Origin of the sequence: Streptomyces deccanensis, assembly GCF_022385335.1 — a bacterium.
In the GTDB taxonomy this organism is placed as follows: Bacteria; Actinomycetota; Actinomycetes; order Streptomycetales; family Streptomycetaceae; genus Streptomyces; species Streptomyces deccanensis.
Map to the genome: position 1 here is coordinate 3290251 of NZ_CP092431.1, position 18281 is coordinate 3308531.

Genomic DNA, 18281 nt, shown 5'->3' on the forward strand with positions numbered 1-18281 from the left:
CAATTAATGCTTCCTGCAGAAAGGATCAGTTTTCTCGGTTCCTCTTGTCAAGCGCCAGGTGATCACAGGTAGGCTCGGACACCGGCCGACAGCACGAGCGGAGAAGCACGATGGCGAGGCAGCCCCAGCAACTGCTCCACCTCCTGACCCGGGCCGAACGTCTCGCCGTGCGCCGAGTGCAGTCCGTACTGGACGAGTTCGACTGCTCGGTGGAGGCATGGAGGGTGCTCGACCTGCTGTCCGACGGACAGGGGCACAACATGACGGCCCTCGCCGACCACGCCTTCCTGCCGGCCCCGACCCTCACCAAGCTGGTCGACCAACTCGTCGACCAGAACTGGGTCTACCGCCGCGTCGACCCCGCGGACCGGCGTCGGGTGCTGGCCCACCTCACTCCGCGAGGCATGCAGCGGTGGCAGTTGCTGCTCCGTGAAGTACGGGCCGACTGGGTGGACTTGGAGCAGTCGCTCCCCAGCGAGGAGCTGGACGAACTGCTCGCACGGCTGGCCGAGGCCCTGGAAGGTCCGGGCGCCTCGGGCCGGGGCGCCACCGTCTCTGGCGGTGTCACACCAGGTCGTGCGGAGCGCGGAGTTGGGCGAGCACGTTGAAGTCGAGCCCGTCCGCCTCCGCCAGGTAGATGCGCTGGCGCACATGCCGGTCGTGGAGGTGGAGCAGACCGCGCGGCCCTTCGTAGGAGACGGTCTCGGCGGCGGCCGAGATCGCGGAGACGTCCAGGGTGCGGGCCCGCTCGATGAGTGAGGCGAGCAGCAGCACGCCCTCGTAACAGGATTCACCGAGGCTTCCGGGGGCCGGGGCCTCGATGCCGAAGCGGTCGGCGTACTGGCCGTGGAAGTCCAGGGTGTCCTGGTTCGCCAGCGAGGCGAAGAACCCGGCCGTGCTGAAGAGGTCACCGGTCGCCTCCGGACCGCTGGCCATCAGCATGTTCTCGTCCATCAGCGTGCTCAGCCTGAGGCACCGCTGGTCGATGCCGGAGGCGGCGAAGGCCCGGTTGAAGCGGACCGCGTCACTGCCGACCAGCAGCATCAGCACGCCGTCCGCGTCCGCGTGCTCGATGCGCCGCAGCACGTCACGGAAGTCCTCGGCGCCCAGCGGGAGATACGCCTCACCGCAGACCCGCCCGCCCCCGCAGGCGCGGGCGTAGCGACGGGCCGCCCGGGCCGTGCGCCGGGGCCAGACGTAGTTGTTGCCGACGACGAACCATCGCCGCACCCGACGCGTCTCGGCCAGGAGCCGCATGGCGGGCAGCAGCTGCCAGTCGGGCGTCTCGCTGGTCATGAAGACACCGTCGGTGCGCTCCCCGCCCTCGTACAGGGCGGTGTAGACGTACGGCACCAGGTGCGCGACGCGCGGCGCCACCGCCTGCCGGACCGAAGAGATGTGCCAGCCGGTGACACCGTGCACCACACCGGTCGCCACCAGGGCCTCGACCTCGTCGGCGACCTGCCGCGGGTCGGCGCCCCCGTCGACCCCCAGCAGCCGGAGCTCCTTGCCGAGCACACCGCCGGCCTTGTTGATCTCCTCGGCGGCCAGCCGCGCGCACGCCTCGCAGGCGGGACCGAAGATCCCGGCAGGCCCCTGCATCGGGTACACGAGCGCGACGTTCAGGGTCGAGTCGTCGGCCGTGAACCACTCGGGGGTGTGGAGGCTGAGCGGCCGGTGCATGGCCACATGATTGCCGGGCGACCGTCGGCGCCCAAGCATCGGCTGGGATCGAGACCGTTTTGTAGGCATGAGGAGCAAGCTCGCCGTGCGGGAGGAGCGGAAGCGCCGGCGTTCCTCGGGCCGGGGCCTTCGTGGTGATGGTGCTCGCGGTGTGGCGGGCCGCGTCCGTGCAGGGCGGCAGGTCAGTCCGACGCGCGGGCATAGGACTCCCGGTCATTGCTCTTGGCGAGCGTCTCGGGACGCAGAGCGCGCTGGAGTTCGTCGGCGGTGAGCAGTTCCCGTGCCAGGATCACGTCGGCCACGGGCAGGCTTCTGTCCAGTGCCTCCTGTGCGGCGGCACTGGCCTGCGCGTAGCCGATGACGGGGGTGAGGGCGGTGACGATCCCGATGGTGTTGTGCACGACCGCGCGCAGGTGCTCGCGGTTGGCGGTGATGCCGTTCACGCAGCGGTCGGCCAGCGTCAGGCAACCGGCCTCCAGCTGACCCAGGCTCTCGAACAGGCAGTGGGCGATGACCGGTTCGAAGGCGTTGAGCTGGAGCTGGCCCGCTTCGGCGGCCATGGTGATGGTGATGTCGTTGCCGATGGCCCTGAAGGCGATCTGGTTGACGACCTCGGGGATCACCGGGTTGACCTTGCCGGGCATGATGCTGGAGCCGGCCTGTACGGCGGGCAGGTTGATCTCGCCGAGGCCCGCCCGAGGCCCGGAGGACAGCAGACGCAGGTCGTTGCAGGTCTTGGAGAGCTTGACGGCGATGCGCTTGAGCACCCCGGAGAGCTGGACGAACGCTCCGGCGTCCTGGGTCGCCTCCACCAGGTCGGCGGCGGTGGACAGGGGCACACCGGTGATGGTGCTGAGGTGTGCGCAGGCCAGTGCCGCGTAGCGGGGGTGGGAGTTGAGGCCGGTACCGATGGCCGTACCTCCGAGGTTGATCTCCCGGATCAGGGCGGTCGCCTCGGCCAGGCGCTGTTCGTCCTCGGCCAGCATCACCGCGTACGCGCCGAACTCCTGGCCGAGGGTCATGGGTACCGCGTCCTGGAGTTGCGTGCGGCCGGTCTTGACGACGTCGGCGAACTCGTCGGCCTTGGCCCGGAAGGCTTGCCGCAGGGTGGCCATGGCCTGTTGGAGACGGTGAGCTCCTGCCTGCAGGGCCACCTTGACCGCCGTCGGGTACGCGTCGTTGGTGCTCTGCCCGGCGTTCACGTCGTCGAGGGGATGCAGGTGGTGGTAGGCGCCGCGGTGGTGACCGAGAATTTCCAGGGCCCTGTTGGCTATGACCTCGTTCGCGTTCATGTTGGTGGAGGTGCCCGCGCCACCCTGGATGACGTCCACGACGAACTGGTCGTGAAGCTCGCCGGAGCGGATCTCCTCGCAGGCGGCGACGATGGCCTCGGCCTTGTCGGCGTCCAGGAGCCCCAGGTCGCGGTTGGCCAGCGCCGCGGCCTGCTTGACGGCCGCCAGCCCGTCGACCAGGTCGCGGTGGGTGGAGATACGGGTGCCGGTGATGGGGAAGTTGTGCACCGCCCGGAGGGTGTGGATGCCGAAGTAGGCGTACCGGGGCACCGGTAGGTCGCCGAGGAGGTCGTGTTCGTAGCGGAACTGCTCGTCCATGAAGGGTTGTACTCCTGATCTGGGCGGATCACCGCTGGTCCTGCCGCCGGCTTCGGGACAGGCCGGCGGCGCGGTGGCTGAGTCGGGACCCCCGTCCCCGTGGTCCGGTGGGCTGCGAGGGGCCCCGGGGCCCCGGGGTTCCGCGCCCGCGCCGGTGTCAGAGCTGCTTGGCGAGCGCGTTGTCCACGGCAGCGGACGGTGGTACGACCGTGCCCTCGCCGGGCTCGCGCGTCACCTTTCTGCCCTTGCTGACCCGCCGCCGCAGCCAGTGCGCCAACGCGTCGAGCGCCGTGTTGATCGCGATGAATATCGCCGCGACGAGCAGGGCGGCCGGGATCACGTTGGAGAAGTTGGCGGCGATGCCGTTCAGGCCACGGTCGACGAGTTCGTCGTAGCCGACGATGAATCCCAGGGCGGAGTCCTTCAGCAGGACGACGAACTGGCTGACGATGGCCGGCATCATGGCCACGATCGCCTGAGGCATCAGGACGAGCACCATCGTCTGGCCCCTGCGCATGCCGAGCGCCTGTGCGGCCTCCGCCTGTCCCTTGGGAAGACTGTTCACTCCGGCCCGGAGCGTCTCCGCGATGACCGACCCGTTGTAGAGGGTGAGGCCGAGGACCACGGCGGCGAACGGGGAAACGGTCGTTCCGGTGATCGCGAAGGAGCCGAAGAACGCGCAGAAGATGAGCAGCAGGAGGGGAACGGCCCGGAAGAACTCGACGACCGCCGCGGCGGGCACACGGATCCAGGCGTGTTCGGACATCCGAGCCGTCGCGAAGACCAGCCCGAAGGCGCCCGCGAGCACGATCCCCAGCCCCGCGGCCTTGAGAGTGCCTTCCAGGCCCGGCAGGATGAACGTCGTCCAGACGTCGGCGCGCAGCAGGGGCTGCCATTTCTCCGCCGCCCACTGGTCACGCTCGTCGAACCGCGCGTACACCACGTATCCGAGCCAGCCGAAGACGACGGTGATCACCGCCGCCAGCACCCGGTTGCGGATGACTCCCCGGCGGCCGGGGACCTCGTACAGATTCGAGTAGCCGCTCATCGGGCCACCGCCAGGCGACGCGAGAGCCAGCCGAACAGCAGGCCGGTCGGCAGGCACAGCGCCACGAAGCCCGCCGCGAAGCCGAGGAAGATCTGGATCACTTGGTCGCCGTAGATCTCGATCATCTCCCGCATCCGGACGGAGGCTTCCGCCACCCCTGCGACGAGGGCGACGGTGGTGTTCTTGGTCAGCGCGATCAGAATGCTGCCGAGCGGCGGGATCACCGCCCGGAACGCCTGGGGCAGAACGACGGAGCCCAGGATCTGACCGAATCCGAGCCCCACCGCCCTGGCCGCCTCCGCCTGCCCGACGGGGACGGTGTTGATGCCCGACCGCAGGGCCTCGCACACGAACGCCGACGTGTACGCCGTCAGGCCGAGAACGGCGAGCCAGTAGTTGTTGACGCTGATCTGTGCGGAGAACTCCACACCGAGATTGGCGCCCACGCCCAGGCTGGTGAAAAGCAGGACCAGGGTCAGCGGGGTGTTGCGGGCCACCGTCACGTAGGCCTGGGAGGCGGTGCGCAGCACCGGGAGGGGCGAGACGCGCATCCCGGTCAGTACGGTGCCCAGCACGAGTGAGCCGAGCGCGCTGACGGCGGTGAGCCGCAGGGTCATCCAGAACGCGGCGAGGATCGTTGCTCGCTCGGTGAACAGTGCGTCCATGTCGTCGTCAGTACCGCTCGAGGCTCGGGACGGTGAATCCGGAGGCGGAGAGGTTGGCCTTGAGCGCGACCTTCCAGGAGCCGTCGGAAACCATCTTGTCCAGTGCGTCGTTGACCGCTTCCCGGCCCACCTTGTCGTCCTTCTTCAGCCCGATGCCGTACTTCTCCTCGCTGAAGGGCGAGTCGACGACCCTCAACTTGTCGGGGTGCTGGGCGGCGTAGCCGTAGAGGATGGAGTTGTCGGTGGTGACCGCGTCCAACTGGCCGGTGAGCACCCGGTCCACGCAGGCGGAGTAGGTGCGTTCCTCCTGGAGCTGGACGTCCTTGGCGTACTTGTCCTTGATCAACTGCGCGGAGGTCGAGCCCGCGACCGAGCACAGCTTCTTGCCGTTGAGCGACTGCGGACCGGTGATGTCCTTGTTGTCCTCGCGGACCAGCAGGTCCTGGCCGGCGACCAGGTAGGGCCCGGCGAAGGAGACCTTCTGCTTGCGGGCGTCGTTGATGGAGTAGGTGGCGACGACCATGTCGACCTGGCCCTGCTGGAGGAACGCCTCCCTGTTGGCCGACACGGCCTCCTTGAAGGTGATGTCCTTCTCGTCGACTCCGAGCTCCTTGGCGACGTACTTGGCGACGTCGACGTCGAAGCCGGTGAAGGTCCCGTCCGGGGTGCGCAGGCCGAGCCCCGGCTGATCGGCCTTCACGCCGATGACGAGCTTCTTGTCCTTCGCGGCCCGGTCGACGACGGACGATCCGGTGTCGTCGCCGCCGTTTCCGCAGGCGCCGACGCTCAGTGCGACGATCACGGAGGTGAGGGCGACGCCGATCAGTCTCTTGGACATGCTGAATCCTTCGATGGCAGACGGGGAGAGGGCAGACGGGAAGAGGGTCTGGAGGTGCGGGGGCGCCCGGCCCTCGGACGGCCGGCGGGTCCCGGTGTCAGTGGGTGAGGATCTTGGCGAGGAACGACTGGGCGCGTTCGCTGCGCGGGCGGTCGAAGAACTCGTGGGGGGTGTTCTCCTCGACGATCTGGCCGTCGGCCATGAACACGACGCGATCGGCGGCCCGGCGGGCGAAGCCCATCTCGTGCGTCACCACGACCATCGTCATGCCGTCCCGGGCGAGGGCCGTCATCACGTCCAGTACCTCGTTGACCATCTCGGGGTCGAGGGCGGAGGTCGGCTCGTCGAAGAGGATCACCTTCGGGTCCATGGCCAGGGCCCGGGCGATGGCCACCCGCTGCTGCTGCCCTCCGGACAGCTGGGCCGGGTACTTGTGGGCCTGGGCCCCGATGCCGACCCGGTCGAGGAGTTCGTGGGCGCGCTGTTCGGCGGCCCTCCGGTTCTGCTTCAAGACCTTGACCGGGGCGAGGGTGACGTTGTCCAGGACGGTCTTGTGGGCGAAGAGATTGAAGCTCTGGAAGACCATGCCGACTTCGGCGCGCAGTCGTGCCAGCTGCCTGCCTTCGGAGGGCAACGGCGTTCCGTCGACGGTGATGGTGCCGGAGTCGATCGTCTCCAGCCGGTTGATGGTGCGGCAGAGCGTGGACTTGCCGGACCCGGAGGGACCGATCAGCACGACGACCTCACCGCGGCTCACGGCCAGGTCGATGTCCTTCAGCACATGCAGTTGCCCGTAGTGCTTGTTGACCTTGTCGAGCACCACCAGGTGGTTACCCGGCACCGCCCGCTGATGCGTCGCGGACATGACTTCGATCATGGGAACACGTCCCTCCCTTCCTCGGATTCGCCGGCCGCAGTGCCGTTCTCGGCGGCGATGGCGAAACCGTAGGAGGAGCGCACCGCCGCGAAGGGCTTGTGCGCTTTGTGCTCAGCGGGACGGTGAGGAAGTGGGGGGTGAGGAGGGGGAGATGGACGGCTTGGCCGTCTTCGCGGACACGCTCATCACGCCGATGGTGTCCCGGAACGCCTCGTCCCAACGGCCGTCGCTCACGTACTGCCGGATCAGCCCGTTGAGATGGTCGCGGAAGCGGGTGTCGCCCCGGCGCACACCGATGCCGTACGGCTCCCTGCCGAACGGCCTGCCGACGAGTCGGACCGTGTCCGGGTACTGGCTCATCACGCCCAGCAGGATGGACTCGTCCGTGCTGATCGCGTCGATCCGCCCGTCGACCAGCGCCGACACACACTCACTGTAGGTGTCGACGATCACCAGCCGGGCGCGCGAGACCTCGCCCCGCAGCCGCTGCGCGGACGTGGAGCCCGCCGCCGTGCACACCTCCCGGCCGGCGAGGTCGGCGAGGTCGCGGATGCCCCGCTCGTCGCTGCGGACCAGCACGTCCTGCCGGGAGTAGTAGTACGGGTCCGTGAAGTCCACCAGCTTGCGGCGCTCTTCGCTGATCGAGTACGTCGCCACGACGATGTCCACGACACCACGGCGGAGGAAGTCCTCGCGGTTGCGCGGCATGGTCTCGATGAACCGGATGTCGCGCTCGCTGCCGGTGAGGTCCTTCGCCACCATGCGGGCGATCTCCGCGTCGAATCCGGTGATCCGGCCGGTGGAGGGATCTTTGTAGCCGAAGAGCGGATGGTCGAACTTGATGCCGACGGTGAACACGCCCCGGTCCGCGACGCGGGCCATGGTCGAGCCTTCGGGGAACCGTGCCCCGGAGTCCGGCCCCGGCAGGCCGCAGGCGCCGAGCACCAGACAGGTCAGCGCGGCCAGCATCGAGCGACGGGAGGTCATGAATCGCAGAAGCGGTAGCGGTGCTGCGGCCGCCCCGCCGACCCGTAGCGCAGGTTCGCCACGACGTCCCCACGGTCGGCGAGGTACTCGAGATACCGCCTGGCGGTGGCCCTGCTGATACCGACCGCCTCGGCGGTCTCGTGCGCCGAGAGGTCCCGTCCCGCGGCGGCCAGCGCGTCCAGCACCACCTGCTCGGTGGTGGGCGAGATGCCGGTGGGGCGGACCACCGCGTCGAGGTGCAGGGAACGGAAGACGCGGTCGATCGCGCGCTGCTCCACCATCTGGCCGCCGGCCGACAGATGGGCCGACGCCGCCGCGTATCTGAGGAGGGTCTGCTCCACGGTGCCCGTCCGGGCGGGCTTGATCAGGTAGTAGAGGGCGCCGCGCTGCATCGCCGCCTGTACGGCGGTGGACTCCCTCCTGCCCGAGATCACGATGACGTCCGTCGGCGGGTAGTCGGGACGCCGGAGCTGGTGGGCCACGTCCAGGCCGGGTATGTCGGGCAGATGCAGATCAAGGAGCACCAGGCGCGGTGCGAACCGGCGCGTGGCGGCCAGCGCCTCGCGTCCGGTGTGGGCGACGGCCACGACCCGGAACCCGGAGATCCGGTTGACCTGCGCCCGTAGGGCGGTGGTGACGACAGGGTCGTCGTCCACAATCAGAAGGGTTATCTCCTTCGACGCCATCGCCACGCTCCTCGTTTCGGCGACCGTCCAGACGACCCCACAGATTCCCAATCGACGCGGTGTCCCCTCGGCATTTTGTGCATTGTGCTCACCACATATGTCTCTTTCAACCGCTCGACCTACTATTTTTCCTTCCGTCAACCACTCTGTACTGCGGCGGCATCTCGATGACTCGCCTGATCACCTGGAGGTGAGCGCGCTGGGAGGGCGACTCTCCAGGACCGGACGGCGTCTGCGGTGGTCCCCGCGCCGCGGTGACAGCGACCGGGGTTGGTTGTTCGCGGTGGCCGGGCTGTGGGCCCTGCTCGGCCTGCTGCCGCTCGGGCTGCTGACCTCGACGAGTGTGACGCTGTCCGATCAGGCTGTCCGCAGCGAGGTTCGGGACCGGGTGGAGACGACCGCCTCGGTGAGCCGGGTGGTCGTGGAGCAGCAGATGGGCTCGCTGAAGCAGCTCGTCAGCGCCTACGCCCAGCGGCCCGACATACGCTCCTCGGTCACCTCCGGTGACCGGGCGGCCGCGTCCGGTCTGCCCGACGCGCTGGCGGAACTGGCCCGGATGCGGCCCGGGATCAGCGGAGTGATCATGGCCGCGCCCGACGGCCGGCTGATCGACGCCCAGCCCTCGCTCAAGCTGTTCCAGGACGTCAGCGGAACCGACTGGTACCGCGCGGTACGCGACGACATGCAGCCGTACGTGTCGCAGGCGTTCACCCCCACCATGCGGGGCGTCTCCCGTGCCGTGGCCGTCGCGGCGCCGATCCCGGGCGAGGACGGCCATGAACTGCTGGGCATCCTGACCGCCGTCTACAGCCTGGACGCGATCCAGGCGTACGCGTCGGAGGCCGCCGAGGCGCAAGGGATCCGGTTGCTGATCACGGACCGGGCAGGGGTTCTGGTGGCGGACCCGGCGGGCCGCCTGTTCGCGCTCACCTCCCTGCGGGAGGACGCCCGGGTGGACGCGGCGCTGGCCGGCCGCAGGGTCTTCACCAACTGGCGCGGTGACGAGGGGGCGGTGCTCTCGGCGTCCGAACCCATCCCGGGCATCGGCTGGACGGTCACCGCCGAGGTGCCCGCCGCCGAGGCACTGGCCTCGGCAGCGCATCTGCGCGACCGGGTGCTGTTCATGGCCGTCCTGCTCACCGCCTTGATCCTGGCCGGGCTCGGCTTCCAGATCCACACCAGCCGTAGCCGTCGACGGGCGCAGCGGACCCTGGCGCGGTACGCGGACGCGCTCGCCACGGCGCGGGACGAGGCGGTGCGGGCCTCGGCCGCCAAGTCCGAGTTCCTGGCCAAGGTCAGCCACGAGATCCGCACGCCGGTCAACGGCGTCCTGGGCATGAACACCCTCCTTCTCGACACCCGCATGGACGACGAGCAGCGGCACTACGCGAGCACCGTGCAGGAATCCGCACAGAACCTGCTCCGCCTGCTGGACGACTTCCTCGATCTGTCGAAGGTCGAGGCGGGCCGCCTGAGGATCGAGAAGGTGGCCTTCGACCTGCCCCGGCTGTGCGACGAGGTCGTGGCCCTGTTCGCCCCGCACGCCTACCGGCAGGGCCTGTGGCTGGCGCTCCACCTGGCCGAGGCCCTCCCCCAGCACGTGGTCGGCGATCCCGTCCGGCTCCGGCAGGTGCTGACCAACATCCTCGGCAACGCCATGAAGTTCACCGTCCAGGGCGGGATCGACCTGGAGGTCGCCCTGGAACCCGACCGCGATCAAGGTGCCCCGTCGACCGCTGACCGGGCGACCTTGCGGTTCACCGTCCGCGACACCGGCATCGGCGTCGGCCCCGAGGACCGGGACCGGGTCTTCGAGACCTTCCGTCGGCTCGACTCCCCCATCACGCGCCGCACCGGCGGCAGCGGACTGGGGCTTGCCATCAGCCGGCAGCTGGTCGAGCTCATGGGCGGCAGGATCGGGCTGGACAGCGTGAAGGGCGTCGGCAGCCGTTTCTGGGTGACCCTGCCCATGGACGTCCTCGCCCGGACCGCCCCCGCCCACGAGGAACTGAACGGTCGCCGCGTCCTCATCGCCGACGCGGACGAGGAGAACCGGGAGCTGGCGCGCCGCATGCTGTCCGGAGCCGGTCTGGTGGTGGAGGAAACGGCGGACGCCGCGGCAGCCACAGCCGCGCTACGGGCCGCCGCAGCCGATCAGTCGCCGTTCGACCTGGCCGTCATCGATCTCCACATGTCACTCGCCGGAAACAGTACGCGTCCGGCCCGGCCGGATGACGACGAGAACGGGTCGCTCGCCGACGCCGTCCTCGCCGATCCCCAGCTCCACGCGACCAACGTCATCGTGCTGATCACTCCGGGACGCACCGGTGCCGCATGGCCCGCCGCTTCCCGGACCAAGGACCGGATCGTCCAGTCGGTGACCCTCCCGCTGAGCCGGCGCCGTCTGCTGGCGGCGGCGCAGAACGCGCTCGGCACGGCGGGCGCCCCCGAGCCCGCCGCGCCGCTCCCCCACCGGTACGACGGCGGAGCACACGATCATGCCGACGTCGCGGCACGCCCGGTCCGTGTCCTCGTCGTCGAGGACGACGACGTCAGTTCCCAGGTCGCACGGCTCGTCCTGCAGAAAGCGGGCCACCATGTCGACGTGGTCGACGACGGGCAACGCGCGGTGCGAGCCGTGCTCCGCGACCGGTACGACCTCGTCCTCATGGACTGCCAGCTGCCGGGACTCGACGGCCTCGCCGCGACGGCCGAGATCAGGCGGCGCCAGGCCGGATCCGAGCGCGTCCCGATCATCGCCATGACGGCGGCGGCCATGCCGGACGACCGGATCCGGTGCATCGAGGCGGGCATGGACGACCACCTCACCAAACCGGTGGACTGGACGCAGGTGCTCGCCCGCGTCGCCGTCTGGACGGCGACGGAACCGCCCGCCGAATCCGCCGCTCCGAACACCTGGAACCTACCGGCGGAGCTCGACGGCCTGCCCGCCGACGACATCGCGGACATCGCGGACGCGTTCGCGGCCTCGACCCCCGAGGTCCTCGGTCGGCTGCGGGAGGCGCTGGAGACCGGGGACTTCGATGCGGCGCGCCTGTTGGCGCACCGTCTCAAAGGCAGCTGCGCGACCGTGGGAGCCACCCGCGCGGCGGAACTCTGCCAGGACCTCGAGGCCGCCGCAGACGCGCGGCGGCCGTGGACGGCTCATGACGACGCTCCGCTCCCCGCGGTCCTGACGCGGTTGGCGAACGAGATGCGCCGGGCCACGCAGGAGTTGCGCAGCCACTGCTGAGGATCGGCGCCCGCTGCGGGCCTGGCCGGGACCGAGACCGAGACCGTCTCAGGCGCCGCACGGTGATCAGCAACGGCGACTTCGAGCGGTACGGCTTCTTTGCAGGTCAGAGACGTGAACCTCTGCTGATGCTTCTCACCCCCTGTCAGTCTGTGCCTGTCCTTGCGGCCTCGACGAGGCCTCAACGAGGCCCTTTGAACCACCTGGCCCAGGGGGCGGCGGCACGGCCGGCTCAGGGGTGCGCGGCACGGGCGGCGCGGGTCACGCGGCCGACCGGATGCGGTTCTTCTCGGCGCGGTAGAGCCAGTAGGCGGCCCAGAAGCCCGTGACGCCGATCAGGACCATGGCGACGATCACCGGCCACTGCCACGGGTCGGAGACGTGCAGCGCGAGGAACCAGACCTTGTCCGTGGAGCCGCTGAGTTTGATGCCCAGCGGTGCCAGGCCCTGGGGGAACAGGCCGAGGATGCCGACGGCCATGGCCGTCCACAGGAGGGTCTGGCGTGCGGCGGACATCGTCTCGAACGGGGACTTGCCTGCCTCCTCCTCACTGACGGCCGTCGAAGAGGGGGCGCCCGAGCGCATCAGGTGCAGCAGTTCCGGGCCGTTGTCCCGGAGCTTCTTCGCCGCCACCGAGCCGAGCAGCACATGGCTGAGCACACCCGTGAGCAGGGCGACCGGGAGGCTCGCCCACAGCAGCGCGGGCTGCTCCAGCGCGTGGCCCGCCCAGGCGACCCCGAGCGCGGGGCACATGGCCAGCGCGACCAGGAAGAACATCAGGAACGACTGGCCCGTGACGTCGCCGTGGTCCATCGGCGAGTTCTTGCTCTTGTGCGGGTCCGGGCCGGGCACCAGGACCGCGACGGAGGCCCAGATCAGCAGGCCGGAACCGCCGCCGAGTGCGGCGAGGTTACCCGCGAGCGCCCACGGCACCAGGTCGGGGTCACCGTGCAGGAGCGATCCGGCGAGCGTCAGGAGCAGCGTGAGCGGGCCGAAGACGACCAGCCAGGCGAGCTGGCGTGCGCGGACGTCGGCCTTCTCCTTCCCGGGCACCGTCAGGGTCAGCCAGAGCGCGGTGCCGTCCTGGCCGTAGAGGTTGGCGCAGGTCGCCGCGGCCATCAGCGCGCCGGCCGCGCCGACGAAGGGGAACGCTGCGGTGAAGTCGAAGATCAGCGGGAACAGCGCGGTGATGACCGCGAAGGCCGGGCCGAGCACGATGCTCTGGGTGCGCATCGGGTCGCGCCACCAGGTGCGCAGTTCCTTGAGGCAGATCGTCCCCACGTCGCCGCGGAACAGCCGGGGACGCCGTACGGCCTCGCGTGCGGAGGAGCCCCGGACGACCGGGCGGGCCAGCCGCTGCGGTCCGAGGAGCGCGCTCCACGCGGCGAACAGCGCCGCCACCAGCACGGCCAGCGCGAGCAGCGGCCCGAACGTCCACAGCCAGTCGCCGCGGCCCGCCGCCTCGACGGCGAGCAGACCCCAGCTGGAGGGCAGCGCCCGCACCACGGTGGAGAAGGTGGGCGGGAAGCCGTACTCGAGCAGCAGGTAGATCCCGATCATCAGGACCCAGGAGAAGGAGCACAGGGAGACGATCGCGGCGGTGACGGTCGCGGTGATGGCGCCGCCGATCCGGGAGCGGGCCAGGGCGCGGAACAGCAGGGTGACCACCCGGGACAGCAGCACCACGAGCAGCAGGAGCAGGACCACCGCGGGGATCGACACCAGGACGGCCTGCCAGCTCAGCCGGGCGGCGAAGGCGATCATCGCGCCGAACGCCAGCACGGTGATCGCGGTGGTGACGGCGACCAGCGCGGCGGCGAGCAGGCCCATGGCCAGGGTGCGGCGCGGGATCGGCTGGCGGTGGAAGTGCTCGCCGTTGAGGGGTGGTTCGCCCGCGAAGATCGGCCCGACGATCCAGCCCAGCGCCCACAGCGCGAAGGTGACCGCCAGGACGTCCATCAGCAGCCGCGGCTGGGAGAAGTCGAGGAACGCCAGGATGACGGTGGTGACGGCGAGACAGATCCCGGCGGACCAGCCGAGGCCGCTCAGGGCCATCTTGGAGTCGGACGTGCTGTGGCGGAGCACGGCCAGTTTCATACGGATCAGGACGCCAACCACGACAGTCCCTCCCCGCCGCCGATCGTCACGCCGACGAGCTCGACGAAGGTCTCCTCGAGCGTGCGGCCGCCGCGCACGTCGTCCAGCGGTCCCTCCGCGACGACGCGGCCCCGGGCCATCACACCGACGGTGTCGCACAGCTCTTCGACGAGTGCCATGACGTGACTGGAGATCAGCACCGAACCGCCGCGGTCCACGAACCGCCGCAGGATCTGCTTGATGGTGGCGGCGGAGACCGGGTCGACCGCCTCGAAGGGCTCGTCGAGCACCAGCATCCGGGGGGCGTGCAGCAGGGCCGTGGCCAGGCCGACCTTCTTGCGCATGCCGGTGGAGTAGTCCACGACCAGGGTGCGTTCGGCTGAACCGTCGAGTTCCATGACGGCGAGGAGCTCGTCGGCGCGCTGGTCCACCTCGGCGGCGTCGAGTCCGTGTAACTGGCCGAGGTAGGTGAGCAGTTCACGGCCGGTGAGCCGCTCGGGCATGGCCAGCCCGTCGGGCAGGACGCCCAGCAGGCGGCGCGCCTTCAGCGGCTCCTCCCAGATGTCGACGCCGTGGACCTTGGCCGTGCCCGCGTCGGGCCGCAGGAGGCCGACGGCCATCGAGAGGGTGGTGGTCTTGCCCGCACCGTTCGGTCCGACAAGGCCGTAGAAGGAACCGGGCCGGACGGTGAGATCCACGTGATCCGCCGCCGTGTAGTCGCCGAACACCTTGTGCAGGCCCTCGAGGCGGAACGCGGGCTCCTCTCTCGCCGAATCCCTGTCGGTCGTGTCCGTCATGGTCGTGTGCTGAGTTACGTCGTCCACCGCGTTCCTTCTACGTGAGACACAGGGCGGCCCAGCGGAGTGCGGGGCCCTCGGACCTGCTGGCCATCCTTCCAACCATCCTGTCCTGCATGCGAGTTGGCTCACCTGACAGGCCGGAACACAGCGGTCTGCGTCCGCGCGTACCGAGTGGGGGCTGAGCGGGCCTTCAGCTCGGCCGGCTCCTCCGATGGCCCCCGCACCCGGCCGAGTCCAACTTGAAGATCGCCACCACCTGGTAGGCCAACTGACCATTCCTTTCGCAGAAGGGACGGTGCGCGTCCTTTTCGTCTGTGGCATGCGCGGTCCCGGCCCGGATCGAACGATCCTGGGACGGGCCGCGTTTCGCATGGCGGTCAGCTCGACGTACTGGCGAACATGCCGGGCTCGTACGAGCCCCCCGGGTTGTGCACGATCACGTTCATCCGGGTGGCCGCGTTGATCAGGGAGACCAGGCAGACCAGCGCACCGACCTGGTCGTCGTCGTAGTGCTTGCGCACCTCGGCCCAGGTCTCGTCGGACACGCCGTGGTCACCGAGCCGGGTGCCTTCCTCGGCGAGCGCCAGCGCGGCCCGCTCGGCCTCGGTGAACACGGTGCTGTGCCGCCAGGCGGCGACCAGGTTGAGCCGGAGCGCGGTTTCACCGGCGGCCGAGGCCTCCTTGGTGTGTACGTCGACGCAGAAACCGCAGCCGTTGATCTGGCCGACCCTCAGCTCCACCAGTTCCCGCAGGGCCTTCGGCAGCGAAGAACCTTCCAGGACCAACGAGGTGTTGTAGAACCGCTTGGCGACCTTCGCGGCGGTCGGGCTGTCGAACAGGTTGAAACGGGGCTCCATGACGTCGTCCTCACTCGTGATGTCGCGTGTTCCCGTGCTGCTGCACTGGACGAACACAAGATGCCGACGGCCCGATCCGTGTGACAGCGCGGCGATGTGGCGTGGGTCACAGGTCACGGGTGTCACAAAGCGGTGGCGGCCGGCGTCTGGTGTACGGCGCGGGGAGAGCGAACGGGCAGGAGCCGGCGATGAAGGACCGAACCATGAGCGACTGGACAAGGGACTCATCCGAGGCGGGCACTCGTGGCGACCGCATGGAAAGTGTCACCCAGGCGTTCGTCGCCCACCGCAACCTGCTGTTCACCGTCGCCTACGAGATGCTCGGCTCGGCCGCAGACGCCGAGGACGCCCTGCAGGAGGCCTGGTTACGGTGGGCAAGCGTCGATCTCGACACCGTGCGGGACCAGCGCGCGTACCTGGTCCGGGTCACCACGCGGCAGGCACTGAGTCATCTGCGTTCGCTCGGCCGGCGCAAGGAGTCCTACGTCGGCCCCTGGCTGCCCGAGCCGCTGCTGACCGCGCCCGACGTGGCCGAGGACGTCGAGTTGGCCGACAGCGTCTCGATGGCGATGCTGCTGGTTCTGGAGAGCCTCGCCCCGACCGAGCGGGCGGTGTTCGTGCTGCGCGAGGTGTTCGACTTCGGGTACGACGAGATCGCCGAGGCCGTCGACAAGAGCCCGGCTTCGGTCCGTCAGATCGCCCACCGGGCCCGGGCCCACGTCGCCGCGCGCCGACCGCGCGGGGTCGCTTCCGCTGCCGAGACTCGCCGCACGGTCGAGGCGTTTCAGCGGGCGGTCGAAACGGGCGACCTGCAACGTCTGCTCGACATCCTCGCGCCGGACGTCGTCCTGCTGACCGACGGCGGTGGGGTCGTGCAGGCCGCACTGGCGCCTGTCGTGGGGGCCGACCAGGTGGCCCACGTGCTGGGCAGGATCGCCGCCGTGATGTCGCTGCAGCCGACACTGGTCAACGGCGACCCGGCACTGATCGTCCGGCTGGGCGGCGAGATCGACACTGTCCTGGCGATGCGCATCGACGACGGCCTCGTCACCGGCCTCTACGCCGTGCGCAATCCCGAGAAGCTGTCGCGTCTGGAGCGGGAGACCACCTTGCGCCGCTGAGCCGGAGGTCTTCTTGACAGCAGGAGGAGATCAGCGTTTCGGCCTCGCCCCGGCATCCGACTGCCGATGGTCACTGCGCTTCGGGGGTCCGGGAGACAGAGGATCGGGCACGTACAACGTGCAGCCTCCGCAGCCCGTGAGCAGACGGCGCCGCCCTTTTCGCCTCCTGCGCCCAGAACCGGCGGACCAGGAGCGGCTGCACCAAGTGCGGGGCTGACTGCGCGTCACCGTGTCAGGTACGCACGTCGCGTTGCTGGACCTCCTTGACCACCTCGGCGACCGTCGCAAAGACGTTGTCCACGTGGAGCACGGTGTGCCCGTGATGCACCGCGGTCGCGCACACCAGCAGATCGAGCGCCCCAGCTGCCCGATGCCGGCCTTGTTGCGTGAGCTTGTACTGGGCGGTCTCGACCCAGCGCCAGGCGTTCTTCGAAACCGGCGAGAGCAGACAGAGAGCATCCAACTCCTCGGCAAGCTCGTCCCGGTGAGCGGGACTGGTCGCGGAGTAGAGGAACTCGGTTCGCGTCGGCTCGCAGATGTGGAACACGCCGGCGGCGATGTGCCCCTCCCAGGGCCGCAGCGCACCTGGGATGCGGAACAGATGCCACAGGGCAGAGGTGTCCAGCAGGTACGTGATCATTCGAAGGCCGCTCGCCGCACACGCTTCTGCGCGTCATGCGCCGCCGACGCCTGCTCGAACTCACCCCGCGCGCCCCGCGCAGCCAGCTTCTCTGCCGCCTCAAGCCGCTTGATCCGTGCCACGTAGTCCCGCAGAGCCGCGTTGACAGTCTCCTTCTTCGTGGTCGTGCCCATGAGCCGCATGGCTTCCGCGAGCGCCTCGTCATCGAGATCAATCTGGGTCACCGACCTCGGACACCTCCAGCATCCATGATGTACATGCCTGCGGTACATCACCAACAGAGAGCGAGGCGATCGCGCTCCGGATCACGCACGCAGGGATGCGACCGTTTCCGGTTCGAGCCACTCCCCGGTGCAGCCGCACGGAGATCCTGCGTCACCATGAGTGCGTTGCCGACACCTCGGAACGGCCCCTCGAGGCGACACCACCGGCACCCGGGCTGCTTGCCGCGGCGACTCTTCCGCCGCCCGTCTCGCCGACTGCCCACCCGCGCGCATCCGCGCAGCTCAGAAGGTTTCCAGCAAGCCCAATCCGACCTGGCGGCAAATTCGCGAGCAGCGGATTCAATCCGTTCAGCCGCAGTTGACGCTCCGACAGCCACGAAGGAACGTTTCCACAGGTCAGAGTCCTGCACTGGTGGGGCGGGTGGGACTCGAACCCACGGCCGACGGATTATGAGTCCGCTGCTCTAACCGGCTGAGCTACCGCCCCGTACGGCGTGTCGCGTACATGTGTGCGCGCCGTCTGCCGCAGCATAGCCGCTCATACGATCTCCTGCTTCGGATGGTCGGCCTTCGCATGCGCTTCTTGACCTTGAAGACCTCTGCGCGGCGCACACGGTTCCCCCGCACATGAAAAAGGACCCCCACGGGGTCCTTCCTCGGTCCATCCTCGTTGGCTCTCCCGACTGGACTCGAACCAGTAACCTGCCGGTTAACAGCCGGCTGCTCTGCCAATTGAGCTACGGAAGATCGAAGCTCCCCCGACTGGACTCGAACCAGTAACCTGCCGGTTAACAGCCGGCTGCTCTGCCAATTGAGCTACGGAGGATTGCCTCGCTGCATCGAACGTACCTCCCTGGGTATTCGCCAGGGGGCGTGCGCTCGCTGCGACACATAC

Annotated in this window: 16 protein-coding genes and 3 tRNA genes; 3 read left to right on the forward strand and 16 right to left on the reverse strand. The window is 69.4% G+C overall.

Going from position 1 to position 18281, the window contains the following annotated elements:
- Positions 1-110: 110 nt before the first annotated feature.
- A complete protein-coding gene (locus L3078_RS14695) occupies positions 111-608 on the forward strand; it encodes a MarR family winged helix-turn-helix transcriptional regulator (protein WP_239754067.1) in 498 nt (165 codons plus the stop codon).
- Here L3078_RS14695 and L3078_RS14700 read toward each other — a convergent pair.
- The 8 genes from L3078_RS14700 to L3078_RS14735 form a co-directional block, all read right to left on the reverse strand.
- The gene (locus L3078_RS14700; RefSeq protein WP_239754068.1) at positions 565-1683 is read right to left on the reverse strand and encodes a substrate-binding domain-containing protein; all 1119 of its coding nucleotides are present in this window, start codon (positions 1681-1683) and stop codon (positions 565-567) included. The genes L3078_RS14695 and L3078_RS14700 overlap by 44 nt on opposite strands.
- Positions 1684-1865: 182 nt before the next feature.
- Positions 1866-3293, reverse strand: coding sequence for an aspartate ammonia-lyase (locus L3078_RS14705; RefSeq protein WP_239754069.1), 1428 nt, complete (start codon positions 3291-3293; stop codon positions 1866-1868).
- 157 nt (positions 3294-3450) lie between these two features.
- Positions 3451-4341 (reverse strand): amino acid ABC transporter permease, encoded by an 891-nt coding sequence (locus L3078_RS14710; RefSeq protein WP_239754070.1) that lies wholly within the window; start codon positions 4339-4341, stop codon positions 3451-3453.
- Positions 4338-5006: an amino acid ABC transporter permease gene (locus tag L3078_RS14715; RefSeq protein ID WP_239754071.1), complete on the reverse strand. Its 669-nt coding sequence runs from the start codon at positions 5004-5006 to the stop codon at positions 4338-4340. The genes L3078_RS14710 and L3078_RS14715 overlap by 4 nt, the downstream gene beginning before the upstream one ends.
- A 7-nt stretch (positions 5007-5013) precedes the next feature.
- A complete protein-coding gene (locus tag L3078_RS14720) occupies positions 5014-5844 on the reverse strand; it encodes a glutamate ABC transporter substrate-binding protein (RefSeq protein WP_239754072.1) in 831 nt (276 codons plus the stop codon).
- A gap of 97 nt (positions 5845-5941) precedes the next feature.
- Entirely contained in the window at positions 5942-6709 is a 768-nt protein-coding gene (locus L3078_RS14725; RefSeq protein WP_275593142.1) for an amino acid ABC transporter ATP-binding protein, read from the reverse strand.
- Between the two features lie 123 nt (positions 6710-6832).
- Positions 6833-7708 carry a glutamate ABC transporter substrate-binding protein gene (locus tag L3078_RS14730; RefSeq protein WP_239754073.1) on the reverse strand — a complete coding sequence of 292 codons (876 nt, stop codon included), beginning with the start codon at positions 7706-7708 and terminating at the stop codon, positions 6833-6835.
- On the reverse strand, positions 7705-8364 hold the full coding sequence (locus L3078_RS14735) for a response regulator (protein ID WP_239754074.1): 660 nt from the start codon (positions 8362-8364) through the stop codon (positions 7705-7707). Before L3078_RS14735 ends, L3078_RS14730 begins: the two co-directional genes overlap by 4 nt.
- Before the next feature lie 220 nt (positions 8365-8584).
- On the opposite strand from L3078_RS14735, the gene L3078_RS14740 reads away from it, so the two are divergent.
- Complete coding sequence (locus tag L3078_RS14740) at positions 8585-11647, forward strand: hybrid sensor histidine kinase/response regulator (RefSeq protein WP_239754075.1); 3063 nt, start codon at positions 8585-8587, stop codon at positions 11645-11647.
- A 261-nt stretch (positions 11648-11908) separates the two neighbouring features.
- On the opposite strand, the gene L3078_RS14745 is transcribed toward L3078_RS14740, so the two are convergent.
- The 3 genes from L3078_RS14745 to L3078_RS14755 all read right to left on the reverse strand — a co-directional run bounded on the left by L3078_RS14745 (position 11909) and on the right by L3078_RS14755 (position 15401).
- On the reverse strand, positions 11909-13765 hold the full coding sequence (locus L3078_RS14745) for a hypothetical protein (protein ID WP_239754076.1): 1857 nt from the start codon (positions 13763-13765) through the stop codon (positions 11909-11911).
- A complete protein-coding gene (locus L3078_RS14750) occupies positions 13750-14541 on the reverse strand; it encodes an ABC transporter ATP-binding protein (protein ID WP_239754077.1) in 792 nt (263 codons plus the stop codon). Before L3078_RS14750 ends, L3078_RS14745 begins: the two co-directional genes overlap by 16 nt.
- Positions 14542-14921: 380 nt before the next feature.
- Positions 14922-15401, reverse strand: a complete 480-nt coding sequence (locus tag L3078_RS14755; RefSeq protein ID WP_239754078.1) for a carboxymuconolactone decarboxylase family protein — start codon at positions 15399-15401, stop codon at positions 14922-14924.
- A gap of 254 nt (positions 15402-15655) precedes the next feature.
- Between L3078_RS14755 and L3078_RS14760 the strand changes: the two genes are divergently transcribed.
- Positions 15656-16522 (forward strand): RNA polymerase sigma-70 factor, encoded by an 867-nt coding sequence (locus L3078_RS14760; RefSeq protein WP_239754079.1) that lies wholly within the window; start codon positions 15656-15658, stop codon positions 16520-16522.
- 232 nt (positions 16523-16754) lie between these two features.
- Here L3078_RS14760 and L3078_RS14765 read toward each other — a convergent pair whose 3' ends face one another.
- The 5 genes from L3078_RS14765 to L3078_RS14785 all read right to left on the reverse strand — a co-directional run bounded on the left by L3078_RS14765 (position 16755) and on the right by L3078_RS14785 (position 18212).
- A complete protein-coding gene (locus tag L3078_RS14765) occupies positions 16755-17162 on the reverse strand; it encodes a PIN domain nuclease (RefSeq protein WP_239754080.1) in 408 nt (135 codons plus the stop codon).
- Entirely contained in the window at positions 17159-17434 is a 276-nt protein-coding gene (locus L3078_RS14770) for a type II toxin-antitoxin system VapB family antitoxin (RefSeq protein ID WP_239754081.1), read from the reverse strand. The genes L3078_RS14765 and L3078_RS14770 overlap by 4 nt, the downstream gene beginning before the upstream one ends.
- Positions 17435-17796: 362 nt before the next feature.
- A tRNA-Ile gene (locus L3078_RS14775) sits at positions 17797-17873 on the reverse strand.
- A gap of 184 nt (positions 17874-18057) precedes the next feature.
- A tRNA-Asn gene (locus L3078_RS14780) sits at positions 18058-18133 on the reverse strand.
- A 6-nt stretch (positions 18134-18139) separates the two neighbouring features.
- Positions 18140-18212: transfer RNA gene (locus L3078_RS14785), tRNA-Asn, on the reverse strand.
- Positions 18213-18281 lie beyond the last annotated feature (69 nt).

Coding starts and splice junctions, on each gene's coding strand:
- L3078_RS14725 (WP_275593142.1), bottom strand. CDS start 6,709: ATGTCCGCGACGCATCAGCGGGCGGTGCCGGGTAACCACCTGGTGGTG.
- L3078_RS14760 (WP_239754079.1), top strand. CDS start 15,656: ATGGAAAGTGTCACCCAGGCGTTCGTCGCCCACCGCAACCTGCTGTTC.
- L3078_RS14730 (WP_239754073.1), bottom strand. CDS start 7,708: ATGACCTCCCGTCGCTCGATGCTGGCCGCGCTGACCTGTCTGGTGCTC.
- L3078_RS14720 (WP_239754072.1), bottom strand. CDS start 5,844: ATGTCCAAGAGACTGATCGGCGTCGCCCTCACCTCCGTGATCGTCGCA.
- L3078_RS14750 (WP_239754077.1), bottom strand. CDS start 14,541: ATGACGGACACGACCGACAGGGATTCGGCGAGAGAGGAGCCCGCGTTC.
- L3078_RS14700 (WP_239754068.1), bottom strand. CDS start 1,683: ATGCACCGGCCGCTCAGCCTCCACACCCCCGAGTGGTTCACGGCCGAC.
- L3078_RS14715 (WP_239754071.1), bottom strand. CDS start 5,006: ATGGACGCACTGTTCACCGAGCGAGCAACGATCCTCGCCGCGTTCTGG.
- L3078_RS14705 (WP_239754069.1), bottom strand. CDS start 3,293: ATGGACGAGCAGTTCCGCTACGAACACGACCTCCTCGGCGACCTACCG.
- L3078_RS14710 (WP_239754070.1), bottom strand. CDS start 4,341: ATGAGCGGCTACTCGAATCTGTACGAGGTCCCCGGCCGCCGGGGAGTC.
- L3078_RS14770 (WP_239754081.1), bottom strand. CDS start 17,434: ATGTACCGCAGGCATGTACATCATGGATGCTGGAGGTGTCCGAGGTCG.
- L3078_RS14755 (WP_239754078.1), bottom strand. CDS start 15,401: ATGGAGCCCCGTTTCAACCTGTTCGACAGCCCGACCGCCGCGAAGGTC.
- L3078_RS14695 (WP_239754067.1), top strand. CDS start 111: ATGGCGAGGCAGCCCCAGCAACTGCTCCACCTCCTGACCCGGGCCGAA.
- L3078_RS14765 (WP_239754080.1), bottom strand. CDS start 17,162: ATGATCACGTACCTGCTGGACACCTCTGCCCTGTGGCATCTGTTCCGC.